We start from the raw sequence: 13766 nt of genomic DNA, 5'->3' as shown, positions 1-13766 counted from the left end.
GGGCGTGCAATTGCTGGCGCAAATTCAAGGTTCGGATGGGGGCGAAGCTCTGGTTTCGCCGCTTCAGGCGACGGTGATGAATACGCTGCGCCGTGCTTTGGCGATCTCTATGGCGGTTGCGGAGAATTATGCAGAGCAGGTGGGTTTGAGCGATCTTAAGCGCGCTAACCTTGAGGGTGGTGTATCTGCTGGCAAGGAGGCCGAATTTTCGGAGATGTTGACGGCGGAAGCGCTGATCTCGCTCTACGTCTTTGCGTCAGCTGCATCGTTTCTGTTGTCCACACATGCGAGCGAAGTGACGGTGTCTTTGGGTGAGGTTGAAGAAATCCTGACCGACAATGCACCGCTTGCCCTGCACGGCGCGCTTTGGGAGTTGGATCAGGATATTGATGCCCATGCGGAGGACGATCCCAAGTTAGTTGCGACTGTTTCAGGATATGCCGAGGCGCTGATGGAAAAGGTCGCCGCGCGCGCGCAGACCGTTGGACGTTTGGAGGCGTTTACCTCGGCCAATTGGAAGGTCGAGGCCGATGATTTCGCGGTGCGCGGCTTTACCCCCGCCGCCAAGGGCAAGGGCAGCACGCTGACTATGACCTTCAAAAAGCCGAACGAGGTCGTCGGCAACCACATCGCCAAATATCAGGCGATGAAGCTGGCGAAGATGTTGATGGCTTATGATTTTGATCGCCGTTTGAATCCGTTTGCGGATTTGGGTGGTTTTATCTTTACCTTCATGGGGGATGGCGCACCGGGGACGGGGAAAACCACGCTTATTCAGATGATGGCGGGATTGATCAGCGGGTATTGTGAAACAGCAGGTTATCCGTTTCGGTATCAGAACCTGAGCACTGACAATATCGACAGCTATCAGGGCAAATCAGGACAAAACGCGAAGTCTTTTATCAACAACATTATCGATCCGTCTGTGATTGGCTTCGGGACGATTGATGACATTGACCAACTCGCTGGCAAACGCGGGGATCGTCAATCGAGCGCTGGGCAGCTCGAAATCACTGCGGTTCTGATGGAGAGCTTTGCAGGCGCGAATACAGTTGTGCGTGGGAATTGTACGTTTGGGATGTTCTCCAACTACCCCGAGAACGTTGATGACGCGCTGCGCCAACGCGCCGGTGCGCGCTTCTTGGTAGATGGGCCGCAAACGCGGGAGGACTACGTCGATATCCTGGCGCTCTTGATGGGGAAGAACCACGATATCCCGCTGGGCGATCATGAGCTGTTCGAGGCGCAAGCGATTCAGAAGGCGGTTGCGGCAAGCTTTGAGAGCCACGGTAAACCGCATGAGGCGGGGCTGGCCGTGGTGTTTGATGAGGTGCAATCAAAGGTCGGCGCTTTGGATACGATTGCCAAACTCGGCACCTATCTGAAGGGTATTCAGGTGGCGGATGAGCGATTTACGGGCCGCGCTATCAAGAACATCACCGATGCTGTCAAAGTGCGCGCGATGGACTTTGAATTGCCGGACGAATGGATGGAGGAACCAGAGCTGTTCCTGTTCAAATCCTACGACGAGAAGAAAGGCATGATTTCAGAGCTACGCCAGCCGATCACGGTCGAGATGGTCGTGCAAGAGATCAACCGCTACGCCGACAGTGAATTCCGCTATGCCGACAAGAGCGATGAAGTTGCGATTGACGCGATGGTGCGGGATTACGAGCGTACGGAAATTGCGAAGAAGCGGTATTTGGAGAGCAAAGCATGATCCTGTTGATTGGAATGACCGTTCTTGCGCTGGTCTTGGGCGCGACGGTTCCCTTGCGTTGGGGCGTCTTGGGGTTTGCCGCCTGCGCTTTGGTCGTTTTTGCAGTCTCTACAGGGATCGGAATTGCAAGTGGGTTTGAAGGGACGAGCATTGAGGAAAGCCTGCTTTTATTTGGTGGGTCTTTCTCGGGCTATGCTGGGTTCAAAATGCTCATCGCCTATCGTGCGTTTGCGTTGCCCGCGCTCGCGCTTGGGGCGGTGATGGTTTTTCGTTTGACGCGATCAGGGGCAGGTAACGCATCATGAAACGACTTATGGACATTCTTGGCTGGTTCTTTCTGGTGACGCCATTGATTTGGGCGATCAGAGCTCTGACTCGTTTGGTGGCGTCCAAGAGAAAGCGACTGTCATGAATGCGTTCCAATGGCTCGTTTTTGGTGGTGTGGTGAGTTTACTGGTGGTGGGCTTCACCCATTCATATTTTGGCGAGAAGCTGTTGTTGGCCCCAATGTTCAAACGACGCGGAAACGGGGTGCTGGAAAGCGATCTAGCGCGCTTTGTGCTGCGCGGCGCTTGGCATTTGACCACTGTGATGTGGTTGCTGATGGCGGTTATCCTGTTGTTCGTTGGATTTGGCGACGCCGATTTGGCCATGGTTGTTCTGAGCGTAATCGGTATTGGGTTTGCAATTTCTGGCGTGCTTGATGCGGTGTGGAGCAAGGGCAAGCATATAGGCTGGCCCATGCTTTTGGCGGTCGGCTTGTTCTGTTTGGGGGCGGTATGGATCGCTTGATAGCTTGTGAGCACAATACAGATGTTCAGCAGAATAGCGCCTTCCCCATGGGGATGAGCGGGCAATCAAGGGAGGCTCTGGCAGAGCGGTTTGCCCGCGAATGGATGCAGCCAAGGGAAGGCGCTGCGAGACATAGTCTCTTTGATGATTGGAATGGGTGTTTCTTGCGATGAAAGTGTGGTTACGGGCACAAAAATGGGAAGCGACTGACATCGGTTGGGTTTTATCAATTGGTATTTTTGCTTTGGTTCAGTGGGTTGGATTCCAGCCAGCAAGTAATCCTGCGTTTGGAAACAAGTTTACAGAATTTTTGCATTTAAGGCCAAGTGAGATGGGCGATGCACTCGCGGGTGTTTTTTCAGCGCTAGCGTTCGTTTGGATAATTGTAACAGTCGCTATGCAGTCGACTGAGTTATCTGAACAACGCAAAGAATTTGAAAAAATGGCAAAAGCTCAAAAAGAGCAGGTAAACCTGCTACGAATCCAAGGTGAGATTTTCGAGCTCGAGCAAAAAGAAAGAAGCGAAGCCAGGGAAGATAATTTGCTGCAAGAAAAAGTTCGCGAGAGGATTCGAATGTCTGCAATTGAGTTTGCACACTGTTCTTGGACGTTTTTTCCCACTGAGGAGAACCGCAATAATGCTAATCAACTTTCCACTGAGAAACCGATATTTCTAAACCTTACGTTTGAGAAACCAAAGGTAGATGAGTTGACTGACATAACACTATCAATAGGTCTATTGAACGCCAAGGTTAAAGCGGTGCTCCAAAATAAGTCAGTCCACAAACTTGAAAAAAAGTGCACGAGCAAAGACAAATTCGAAAACGAACAGAAAGCTTGGAGTAAGTTGTTGCTTCATGAGCCGGATATGTTGCCGCATCATCAACCAAATATAGCGCTTTCAGCATCTCTTTGGTGGAACAATGAACGTTTATTTGAGTTGATTAAAAACTTGCAACTGCTTGCAGAGGCAGACATTTGGGAGCCTGTCTAATGATCCACCTTATTCAACGCGGCCTCATGTTTGGCAATCTGATCCATGTCGAAAGCCCTGCGTTGATCGAACGGTATAACCGTGCGCTTAAGCATCTGACGCAGAAACAGACCGAACTTACCGATTTTCATATCGATATCTCTGGCTACTCGCCCGAGATTGGGGATGAGCTGGATGATCATCTCTACCTCAACCATGCGGGGGTGAATCGGCAGTTTATTTTGCTCACCACCGATCAGAAACGCGCGCCTTTGCTCAATGCGAAATTCTCCACCTCGCGCGATATTCTGAAGGAATTTGTGATCAAGAACGAACCGCAGCTTTTCGCGCTAACGGCCAAGGATGCGGTCGCGGGGGAGTTGGTGAATTCGGTCTATTCCGTGGACAGCCCTGTGCGGCTCTTTGATATTCGTAAGGTCGTATTGGAGGCAGATACGACATCAGGCACTGTCGCGGATGCCGAAGCGTTGGCGCGGGATGTGGATCGTTTCATGCAGGACGAAGACGCGTGGTTCGATGATGTTCTGATCGCTGATATGATTTCCAAGGCCACGCGCACGGGGGATGTGACGCGCAATCCTATCGCGCTTGATCTGATGGAATTTGAGCAGAGCAATTTCTGGACGGCGCATTTTGGCGGGCTGTATGTCATGCAAGGGATGGATCATCCTGCGGTGATTTCCAGCGGGGATAAATCAGCGCTGGGCAAGTTGCCGATCAAATATGTGTTCGACATGAAGGACCGCAATCAGATTGCGAAGTTCCTTGAGTATAACGATCTTGCCGAACCGATTGTGAAAGCGCGCGGCATCGATGCTGCGGCGATCCTGCGCCAGAAGATGGATTTCATCATCGTCGATACCGCGCAGGAAAGCGGCATGGATTTGAGCGGTGCGAGCCGACGGGACATGCGCGCGCTGGCGCGGCGTCATGCCTCGGACTTGCCAGAGGAATTTCATGGGTTGGCAGCGTTGCTGCGCTGGGCCGAAGAGGGTGGAAAATGGCCGCGTTTGACGTCCGATCATCCTGCCTATTTCTACACGTTGCGCAGCGCCGATCACAAAGATCGGGATTTGGTTAATATGCTTTTGGCGCAATTGTCGCCCAAGGACGTGCGCCAATTGTTCATTTGCCACAAAGAGCTGTTCTATCAGCAATACGCGACATGGCATGAGACCAAAAAATCCTATGTGGCGGATTTCTTGGATCGCGAGTATCAAGTGGACAAAGCTGGGGCGCGCGATGCGCTCTTTGGTCATGATGCGGATATGGATGACGTTGCCCCCAAAGCGGTGCAAAAGGGGCCATGGAGCGTCAATGTAGACAAGATAGCCGCTGTTGGCCCATGGGGCGCGGTAAGGGGGAAGTAAGATGTTTGCACTCGCACGTTTGCTCGTTATGGGATTTTTCGTCCTGACGATTGTCTACATTTGCCTATCGCTTTATTCGCGCGCAGTGCGTCGGGGCAAGTTGGAGGCCGAATGGCGTGAGGGCGGGACCAGTGGCGATACGATGGAAGATTTTGTGCAAGAGGGGCTGAAAGACTACGATGGTTCTCTCCGCCGCAAGTTGATCCTTGGGGTCTATATTGTCCCGATCTGCGTGGTGTCCTTCATCATCTACGCTACGAATTTTATGTAAAGGAGCCTGACAGATGGGCTATATCAAGTGGGCGTTTTGGATCACCTTTTGGGTGCTGATTGTTGCCTTTTTCCACTACACGCTGCCGCAGCACGATGTAGCTCGCGTTTCGGACACCTATGAAAAACGGATTGATTTCGGAGAGAATTCGATCTTCTGGGCAAGTGCAGACACGGGCAATGACGCAACGACGGTGAACCGCGATGTGTTCTTCATTCAGACGCGTCTCACCAACGACACTGTGATGGTTTATCGCAACGAGGATACAGGGTGGGGTTGGCCGCCGTATTTCAAGTTTGATACGTCGAATTTGCAGGCAGAAGCGGCTGATCTGAAGTCAGCAGCGGATGCGCCGCAGTGGGTTGTGATCAAGCATTATGGTTGGCGCAATGAATTCATGTCAATCTTCCCGAATGCCGTCAGCGTGCGTGCGGTCGATGATCCTGACGTGCGGATTATTCCATGGCTCAACATCATTATTCTGATTGTTTTCGCAGCGATTGCTTGGGCGATCTGGGTGCGTTGGCGTCGCTTTCGCGAGGCGAAGATCGATCCTGTGATGCAGGATGTTGGCGATAGCTTTGCCGATGCGGGCGATAGCCTGTCTAATACCGGTGGTCGCGTGAAGCGTTGGCTGGGAACATGGCGTCGCTAAAGTGCGTCATCGTTACTGCTAAGCTCTGGGTACGAGACGGGCGTTTCGAAGCCTTCGCCGCTTTCGAGGAAAAGGCCTTCGTGATCATGGCGCGCCATGGGGCGAAGGTACTTCGCGTCGATCAAAACCATGGTGCAAGCGATGGGTCTGCCCATGAGGTCCATGTATTGGAATTCCCTGATACGGACAGTTTTGACGCCTATCGCAGCGACCCTGAGCTTGTCGCGTTAGCGGATCAGCGCGAGGCATGTATCGCGAAAACCGAAGTTGCATTTACCTAAGAAAAAAGGGCGCCCCGTATTTCACGGGGCGCCTTTTTCTTATCGTTTTCCGTAGTAGAGGCCGACGACATGTTCGGCCTGCGCAAAGAACAGCCAACGCGAGGTTAGGATGCCCGCGATATGGCAGAGAACTGCGATCAGAGCGAAGAAGTGTCCAAACGGTAAAAGCAGGAAGATGAGCGGGAGCGCAAAGCCAAGCGTCAGCGCAATCATTCGCAGTTTGCTTGCATGTTTGCGGCCCACCACATGGATCAATTCGCGCATGAGGTAGTTGTCGCCCGTATGGGGTGGCTCAAACGCTTTGACCTTGCCGATATGTCCAAGGCCAGTTGCCGTTTCCATATTGGTGCCTGATGCAGCAAGGCGCCCGTCGCCCATGATCCAATAGGCAACTTGGATGCCTGAAGAGATAATCAGCAGGGGAATAGCGAGGGTGATTTGACCCGCCAGCAACGCGCCGCCCGTAATGGAAAACGCCATGAACAGAGGGCTCGTAAGGGGCATGTTCCAGCGGGGCACTGTTTTGAGCTGGGCATAGATCATCGAGGTTGTGAACACAGTGGCGAGTGACAAAAGCGCGCCGACGATGCCGATAAGTCCCCAGTGCTCGGCAAAGAACACGCGCCCGATGCCGTAGATTGCCATGACGATCAACGCGGCGACAGCACAGATGCCTTCGCGGCTGAGCCAGCTCGAACGCCATTGCGAGAATGCCTTTAATGCGCGTTCTGGATGGCCTAGGTGGAAGGTGGAAAACAAAAGACCGCCAACGGCTAGTAAGTAGGCGATCGTGAAGAAAACGAAGGCGACAAAACCCGTTGCACCGGGCATGCCGAGGCCAAGGAAGGTCAGAAGGCCGAAGCCAAGACCGGACAGCGTCGTGAAGAGAATAATGGACGGTGCTGGGTGCATTACTTTGCTCCTCCGGGTAGGGCGTCGAGCGCTTTGTCGAGCCAGCCAAGGAAACCGCCAGCATCCTTCGCAACCGGATCAAGATAAGGCGCGAGGATGTCGAATTCTTCCATCGTGTCCTTTGGGCGTGGCGGAAGGTATTGGTTTACAGGTTTGGTGCCAAGCTCTGGCATCAGATCAAAACCACCGCGTTCTGCAACGAGTTGGCTGACTTCGGAGTTTTCATCACCAAGGTCACCAAAGTGGCGCGCACCTGCAGGGCAAGTCCGTACACAAGCAGGCTGGCGGTCTTCTTCGGGCAGGTTTTCGTTATAGATGCGATCAACGCAAAGCGTGCATTTCTTCATCACATTTTCGGCGGCGTCCATTTCACGCGCGCCATAAGGGCAGGCCCAGGCGCATAGACCGCAACCGATGCAATCCTGTTCGTTGACCAGCACGATGCCATCTTCGACGCGTTTATAGCTCGCGCCAGTTGGGCAAACGGTCACGCAAGGCGCGTCTTCGCAGTGCAGGCAGGATTTAGGGAAATGGATGAGCTGCGCAGCGCCATCATCGGGCTGCACTTCATAACTATGTACACGGTTAAGGAACGTACCAGAGGGATCGCCGCCATATGGGTTTTGATCGCTGAGTGGCGCGCCGTAGTTTTCGGTGTTCCAGCCCTTGCAAGACACAACGCAGGCGTGACAGCCCACGCAGGTGTCCAGATCGATCACAAGCCCGAGCTTTTTCTCGGTCGATTTAGGGAGCGTCGTCATACGATTGCCTCCAATGTCATATGCCCGCTGATGGGCTGTTCTTTTTCAGCGTCCCAAGTCGCGACGAAGTAGATGAAAGTGCCAACCATGAGCGCAATAAAACCGCCAATGAGAAGCAATGTCTTTTGTGGACCGCTCATGATGTGCTCTTCCACTTCAGCTCTGACGGGCCAGTGCCAACGGGGGACTTGATGGCTGGCATCGCCGGTTGGCTTTCGCTTGGTGGATTGGCTGCTTTTTCGATTTTGACACGCAGGTCGAACCATGCGGCTTGGCCTGTGATTGGATCAGAGTTGGCCCAACGCAGACCGTCGCCCTTTGGCGGCATCAGTTCGTGAATGAGGTGGTTGAGCAAGAAGCCTTTTGTGACTTCTGGTGCGTCCTCTTCCAGCGCCCAAGCGCCTTTGCGTTTGCCGATAGCGTTCCATGTCCACACGGTGTTCTCATTGAGCGCGGCCATTTCCATGACCGGCACTGTGATTGATCCGTGGGTCGATGTGACGGTCGCCCAGTCTTCATCCTTGAGATCGTGTTTCTGCATCAAGTTGGTTGGCAGGTAGAGCGGATTGCGGCCGTGGATCTGGCGCAGCCACGCGTTTTGGCTTCCCCAAGAGTGATACATCGCCATGGGACGTTGGGTCAGGGCGTGAACGGGATATTCGTCCACATCCACTGCGCCATCCTCAAATGGCGCGTACCAGATGGGCAGTGGGTCCATCGTTTCTTTGATCCGTTCGCGCAGATGTTCGGGCGGTTGGCGTTCGCCGTGCCCCTCGGCGGCTCGTTGGAATTTGCGCATGGGTTCGACATAGAGCTGGAACAGGTAAGGTTCAGGCTTGTCGATGATGCCCATGCCCACGGCCCACTCTTGGTAGGCCATATTCCACGGTTTGTAGTAGTTCGCGCCATCTGGAATGTGTTCGACAAAGAAGCCGCCGTTTTCGATATATGCGTCTAGCTGAGCTTCATTCGCGTCGCCGCGACCGTTTTGCAGACCTTTGTCGCCCATACGCCATCCCGCGAGCGGGCCAATGCCCGGCTTGCGGATGTGGTTGGTGATATAGTCAGCATAATCGGCGTATTTCTGGCTGCCATCCTCGTTGATGAAACCGGGCAGATCGAGACGCGCACCGAGTTCGCAGAGCACGGATTGGAAGCCGCGCACATCGCGATCAGGTTCGATCACGGGCCAGCGGATTGCATCAGCGGCAGCATCAGCTTCGCAGATCGGACGATCAAGGAGCGAGATACAGTCGTGACGTTCAAGATACGTCGTGTCTGGTAAAATCAGATCGGCATAAGCAACCATCTCTGACGAATAGGCATCCGAGTAGATGATGCGCGGGATCACGTATTCGCCCGTTTCTTCGTTCTTATCCGTCAGCATATCAATAACGCCGCGCGTGTTCATGGAAGAGTTCCACGCCATGTTGGCCATATACATAAACAGCGTATCGATCTTGTACGGATCACCCGCATAAGCGTTGGAAATCACCATATGCATCATGCCATGCGCCGACATCGGGTTTTCCCACGTGAAGGCCTTGTCGATGCGCGCTGCGCTCCCATCATCTTTCAGCGCAAGATCATCAGGACCATGCACAAAACCAAGATGTGGACCATCAAGCGGTTTGCCAGGCGTGACACCATAATGCGGCTTTGGGTGGATTGTTGCAGGCTTTGGATAGGGTGGTTTGAAGCGGAAACCGCCTGGCACTTCGACCGTACCAAGCAGGATTTGCAGAACGTGCAAAGAACGACAGGTTTGGAAGCCATTGGAATGCGCTGAGATACCGCGCATGGAGTGGAAGGAGACAGGGCGACCCGTCATCGTTTTATGCGTTTCACCGCGAAAATCTGTCCACTCGTGATCCAGCTCAAAGCTTTCTTCAAACGCGACACGCGCTATTTCAGACGCGATGCCGCGAATGCGCGCCGCGGAGATACCGCAGCGTTCCGCCACAGCCTCGGGGGCGTACTCAGCAGACATGTAACGCTCGGCCATCAGATGGAAGACGGGTTTATGCGTCACGCCAGCATGGCGATAGGTCGCGGACAGATCAGGGCGCACGCCCTTTTGATCAAATGGTGTCAGCTTGCCGGTGCCACGATCAATGACCAGTTCCTTACCATCATCATCGCGCATCAATAGGCCGGTTTCACTATCGACCAAAACAGGTGCGTTGGTGTATTGCGCGAGATATTCCAAATCGATTTTTCCGGCCTTCATCAGCTCGTGCACTAGCGCGAGGATGAACAGACCGTCAGTGCCGGGCGTGATGCCGACCCATTCGTCTGCAACTGCGTTATAGCCCGTGCGGATCGGGTTAACGCCAATGACCTTTGCGCCGCGTGCTTTGATCTTGCCGATGCCCATTTTGATGGGGTTGCTGTCATGATCTTCGGCCACGCCAAACAGCATAAACAGCTTGGTGTGATCCCAATCCGGTTGGCCAAATTCCCAGAACGCACCACCCATTGTATAGATGCCTGCCGCGGCCATGTTGACGGAACAGAAGCCCCCGTGTGCGGCATAGTTCGGGGTGCCGAAATGCTGTGCCCAGAAACTGGTGAAGCTTTGCGATTGATCGCGCCCTGTGAAGAACGCGAGTTTTTCAGGGTTCTCGGCGCGGATTGGAGCAAGCCAATCTGTGGCAATCGTCAGCGCCTCTTCCCATGAGATTTCTTCGAACTCGCCCGACCCACGCGGCCCGACTCGTTTCAGCGGCGCTTTGAGACGCGACGGCGCGTTAACCTGCATGATGCCTGCAGAGCCTTTGGCGCAGAGCACACCTTTGTTCACAGGGTGGTCTTTGTTACCTTCAATGTAGGCGACCTTGCCCTCTTTCATATGCACATTGATACCGCAACGGCATGCACACATGTAGCAAGTGGTCTTGCGTATTTCGTCAGAAACTTTCGGAGACGTTTCAATATTTGGTTGCTGGAATGTCATCTGGCCTCCCTGCCCATGACGTCTTGCTCATGTGTTTTGTGCTACGTTAAGTAGTAGATCCCGATTAAGACTACTGCGCCGATGAAAATTGTTTCGATTATGATCAATGCGATCGCTGCGCCGCCGACAGACAGAACCTGTTTGAGGTTGGTCTTCATGCCGACAGCGGCGATTGCGATTAAAAGGAACCAGCGCGACAATTGGCTGAAAAATTCGGTGATCGCCGGCGGAACCATGCCCGTTGAGCTGAGCGCGGCAAACGCTAGAAAGCCCACGACAAAACCTGGCAACAAAGGTGGGCGAATGCCATCTTCGGGTTGCGATGCGTAGCGGCGGATCAAAAGCGAGGCGACTAGCACAATAGGGGCCAATAGAGCGACGCGTATCAGTTTGACCAAGGTAGCCGTGTCGCCTGTTTGCTCTGAAATCGAGAAACCCGCACCAACGACTTGCGCCACATCATGGATCGCTGCGCCTATGAAGACACCGGCTTGTAGCGAGCTTAGCTCTAACGCATTTGCGAGGATCGGATAGGCGATCATGGCGAATGTCGACAGAACGGTCACGCCCATGACCGTAAACAATAGCCGTTCTTCGGAGCGTTCATCGCGCGGCAGGATCGCGCTAATGGCCATTGCTGCTGATGCGCCACAAATGGCGACCGATCCTGCGGTCAAAAAGGCAAAGCGCCATTTGTGTCCAAGAAACCGTGCGATCAATAGGCCGAAAGCTATGGTTAAAATCACGGCGCCGATCACAAGCGCGATCAAGGGTGCGCCCAAGCCTGACATCAATGTCATCGAGATGCGGATGCCCAAAAACGCGATGCCGAGCCGCAGCAAGCTGCGTGCTGCAAACGCGACGCCGGGCACTGTTTTGCCCTCTTGCCCCAAAAAACCGAGCGCAATCCCAAGCAACAATGCGAGAAGCATTGCGGGTGTGGCATAGTGGTCAGCAAGAAATTGGGCGGTGATGGCGACCAAGATGGCAACCATAACTCCAGGGAATAAGATCGAAGACTTTTCGCGAAGGTCTTCGTAAAAATCCATTAAGAATGCGGGCTCACGCGTCATTTAAATTCTCTTTGCAAGTACTGTTGAAACATTGAGCCGTGGGTACTGCAAAGTTGGGGAAGCTTTAATGCCCCAAAGTTCGTGCCTGCGCTGTTCGTTGATTGTTGGATCATGTGATTGCCACCCTTACCAATCCGATTGCTGACAGGGCGCACAGCAGTGTCAAACAAAATGGTCGATAATAAGGTTCGAAACGCGGTGTAAAGAGCTGGGTGCCTGCCCAGACGCCACAAATCGCTGGAACTGCAAAGGCGATGCCGCGAAGAATGGCTTCGTTGTTCATAACGCCAAACGCAAAATGCCAAGCGAGCGACGTCGCTGAGCCTAGGAATAGGAACAAGGCTAGCGCTGCGCGCATTTTTCGAGCGGGTGTATCGCTTGAAAGGACATAAAGGGCGATGACCATGCCGCCAACGCTGGCGAGGCCTGTTACCGTGCCTGCAAGTAAGCCCGTGCAATACAAGCCGGGCTTCGTTGCAAGGCCGGGTATTTTGACTCTGAACAGCAAGAGCAGTGCCAATGCGATGATCAAGCCAAGCGCGATGAGTTTGGACATCTCTACATCCAGCGTCGTTGTCAAAGACAACCCGATAGGCGTTCCCAGCGCGGACATGATGACCAGCGTCCAGACAAGGCTACGATCTGCTTCCTGCCAGCCTCCCCGCGCCATAAGGAGGCTCGCGGCGATTTCTAACCACCAACAGATCGGGATTAATTGTATGGGCGGAAGAATGAAAGCGGCGCCCGCCATGACGAGAGCTGAGAGGGCAAAGCCAGAAAACCCCCGAACAATGCCAGCCCCAAAGCAAATCAGAGCGAGCATCAGAATTTCGGGTGTTGTCAGGTTTAGCAGGCCCGTCATGACGTTTGCGCCTGCAAGGCCGTGACAGCAATCATTGCCAAAACGTCAGAAGCGGTGCAGCCGCGCGATAAATCGTTTGCCGGTTTAGCGAGACCTTGCAAAATTGGGCCAATTGCTGTCGCACCGCCAAAGCGTTGCGCCAATTTGTATCCGATGTTGCCTGCGTCAAGGTTCGGGAATATCAGCACATTCGCTGCGCCTTGAAGCACGCCTGTTGGAGCTTTGGATGCTGCAACAGATGGAACCAGCGCTGCGTCGAGTTGCAATTCGCCATCTACGATCAAATCTGGGCGCGCGGCTTTAAGGGAATTGGTTGCATCTTGGACTTTGCTCACGCGTTCATGTTTGGCGGAGCCATGTGTGGAAAAAGAGAGCATGCCAAGTTTGGGGACATCGCCGACAAGGGCGGTAAAACTATCAGCGGCTTGAGCTGCGATACCTGCGAGCTCATTGGCACTCGGATCAATTACCATGCCGCAATCTGAAAATACCATCGCAGGGCGTTCAAGCGGGTGGTTTTCTGGCAGGATCATCAAGAAGAATGAAGAAACCAACAGTGCGCTTTTGGCTTTGCCGATCACTTGCAGCGCTGCTCGTACAGTATCTGAGGTCGTTGCAACGGCGCCGCCGATAGAGCCGTCGGCACGACCGATTTCAACGAGCAAAGCTGCGAAAACGAGGGGATCGAGAATGGCCTTGTGAGCGATCTCAATTGAAACATTCTTGTGGGCACGCAACTGGGCAAACCGAGCCGCGAGCGTGTCACGTAGCTCTGACTGCACAGGGTCATGAATTTCGATGCCGCTTATGTCGTTAACGGCAAATTCACTAAGCGTTTGCTTGATATCGTCTAACGGGCCAACAAGGTGGGCTTTGTGAATAATTCCAGCGTTCAAGGCTGCAACAGCGGCCTCAACAATGCGTGGATCAGCGCCTTCAGCGAAGGCAACGGATTTAGGCGCCGCCGCCGCCCGCGTCAGTAAAGACGCGAGCGGCGGGAGTTTGTTTGCTTGCTCTAGCAAGGCAGATGTATTGGGCTTGCTAGACACGTAGGGTTAAACTTTCTGCTCAACCATGTCGTCTGCGCTGATACCTGCGACTGCGACAGGTGTTTTCATC

Annotated in this window: 15 protein-coding genes; 8 read left to right on the top strand and 7 right to left on the bottom strand. The window is 53.7% G+C overall.

The annotated features are described in order from the left end of the window. From ABJQ89_RS12230 to ABJQ89_RS12195, 8 genes are all read left to right on the top strand, one after another. Positions 1–1720, top strand: a 1720-nt coding sequence (locus tag ABJQ89_RS12230; protein ID WP_348496511.1) for an ATP-binding protein, incomplete at its 5' end; no start/stop codon positions are given. Next, positions 1717–2025 carry a hypothetical protein gene (locus tag ABJQ89_RS12225; protein WP_348496510.1) on the top strand — a complete coding sequence of 103 codons (309 nt, stop codon included), beginning with the start codon at positions 1717–1719 and terminating at the stop codon, positions 2023–2025. The genes ABJQ89_RS12230 and ABJQ89_RS12225, both read left to right, overlap by 4 nt. Before the next feature lie 103 nt (positions 2026–2128). Then, entirely contained in the window at positions 2129–2512 is a 384-nt protein-coding gene (locus ABJQ89_RS12220; RefSeq protein WP_348496509.1) for a hypothetical protein, read from the top strand. A 169-nt stretch (positions 2513–2681) separates the two neighbouring features. Beyond that, positions 2682–3506 (top strand): hypothetical protein, encoded by an 825-nt coding sequence (locus ABJQ89_RS12215; protein WP_348496508.1) that lies wholly within the window; start codon positions 2682–2684, stop codon positions 3504–3506. After that, positions 3506–4876 (top strand): DUF6638 family protein, encoded by a 1371-nt coding sequence (locus ABJQ89_RS12210; RefSeq protein ID WP_348496507.1) that lies wholly within the window; start codon positions 3506–3508, stop codon positions 4874–4876. Before ABJQ89_RS12215 ends, ABJQ89_RS12210 begins: the two co-directional genes overlap by 1 nt. A gap of 1 nt (position 4877) precedes the next feature. Next, complete coding sequence (locus ABJQ89_RS12205) at positions 4878–5147, top strand: hypothetical protein (protein ID WP_348496506.1); 270 nt, start codon at positions 4878–4880, stop codon at positions 5145–5147. A 13-nt stretch (positions 5148–5160) separates the two neighbouring features. After that, positions 5161–5802, top strand: a complete 642-nt coding sequence (locus ABJQ89_RS12200; RefSeq protein WP_348496505.1) for a DUF1523 family protein — start codon at positions 5161–5163, stop codon at positions 5800–5802. After that, entirely contained in the window at positions 5790–6083 is a 294-nt protein-coding gene (locus ABJQ89_RS12195) for a DUF1330 domain-containing protein (protein ID WP_348496504.1), read from the top strand. Before ABJQ89_RS12200 ends, ABJQ89_RS12195 begins: the two co-directional genes overlap by 13 nt. Before the next feature lie 39 nt (positions 6084–6122). Here ABJQ89_RS12195 and ABJQ89_RS12190 read toward each other — a convergent pair whose 3' ends face one another. From ABJQ89_RS12190 to pta, 7 genes are all read right to left on the bottom strand, one after another. Beyond that, on the bottom strand, positions 6123–6995 hold the full coding sequence (locus ABJQ89_RS12190; RefSeq protein ID WP_348496503.1) for a DmsC/YnfH family molybdoenzyme membrane anchor subunit: 873 nt from the start codon (positions 6993–6995) through the stop codon (positions 6123–6125). Then, positions 6995–7756, bottom strand: a complete 762-nt coding sequence (locus ABJQ89_RS12185; RefSeq protein WP_348496502.1) for a 4Fe-4S dicluster domain-containing protein — start codon at positions 7754–7756, stop codon at positions 6995–6997. Before ABJQ89_RS12185 ends, ABJQ89_RS12190 begins: the two co-directional genes overlap by 1 nt. Then, positions 7753–7896, bottom strand: coding sequence for a hypothetical protein (locus ABJQ89_RS12180; protein ID WP_348496501.1), 144 nt, complete (start codon positions 7894–7896; stop codon positions 7753–7755). The genes ABJQ89_RS12185 and ABJQ89_RS12180 overlap by 4 nt, the downstream gene beginning before the upstream one ends. After that, on the bottom strand, positions 7893–10712 hold the full coding sequence (locus tag ABJQ89_RS12175; protein WP_348496500.1) for a molybdopterin oxidoreductase family protein: 2820 nt from the start codon (positions 10710–10712) through the stop codon (positions 7893–7895). Before ABJQ89_RS12175 ends, ABJQ89_RS12180 begins: the two co-directional genes overlap by 4 nt. A 41-nt stretch (positions 10713–10753) precedes the next feature. Next, positions 10754–11761 (bottom strand): putative sulfate exporter family transporter, encoded by a 1008-nt coding sequence (locus ABJQ89_RS12170; protein WP_348496512.1) that lies wholly within the window; start codon positions 11759–11761, stop codon positions 10754–10756. A 133-nt stretch (positions 11762–11894) separates the two neighbouring features. Further along, a complete protein-coding gene (locus tag ABJQ89_RS12165) occupies positions 11895–12647 on the bottom strand; it encodes a sulfite exporter TauE/SafE family protein (RefSeq protein WP_348496499.1) in 753 nt (250 codons plus the stop codon). Next, the gene (pta, locus tag ABJQ89_RS12160) at positions 12644–13696 is read right to left on the bottom strand and encodes a phosphate acetyltransferase (RefSeq protein ID WP_348496498.1); all 1053 of its coding nucleotides are present in this window, start codon (positions 13694–13696) and stop codon (positions 12644–12646) included. Before pta ends, ABJQ89_RS12165 begins: the two co-directional genes overlap by 4 nt. Positions 13697–13766 lie beyond the last annotated feature (70 nt).

This window comes from Planktotalea sp., assembly GCF_039984035.1.
GTDB lineage: Bacteria > Pseudomonadota > Alphaproteobacteria > Rhodobacterales > Rhodobacteraceae > Planktotalea.
Note: the sequence above shows the minus strand (reverse complement) of the source record. Positions and strands in the feature narration are given on the sequence as shown.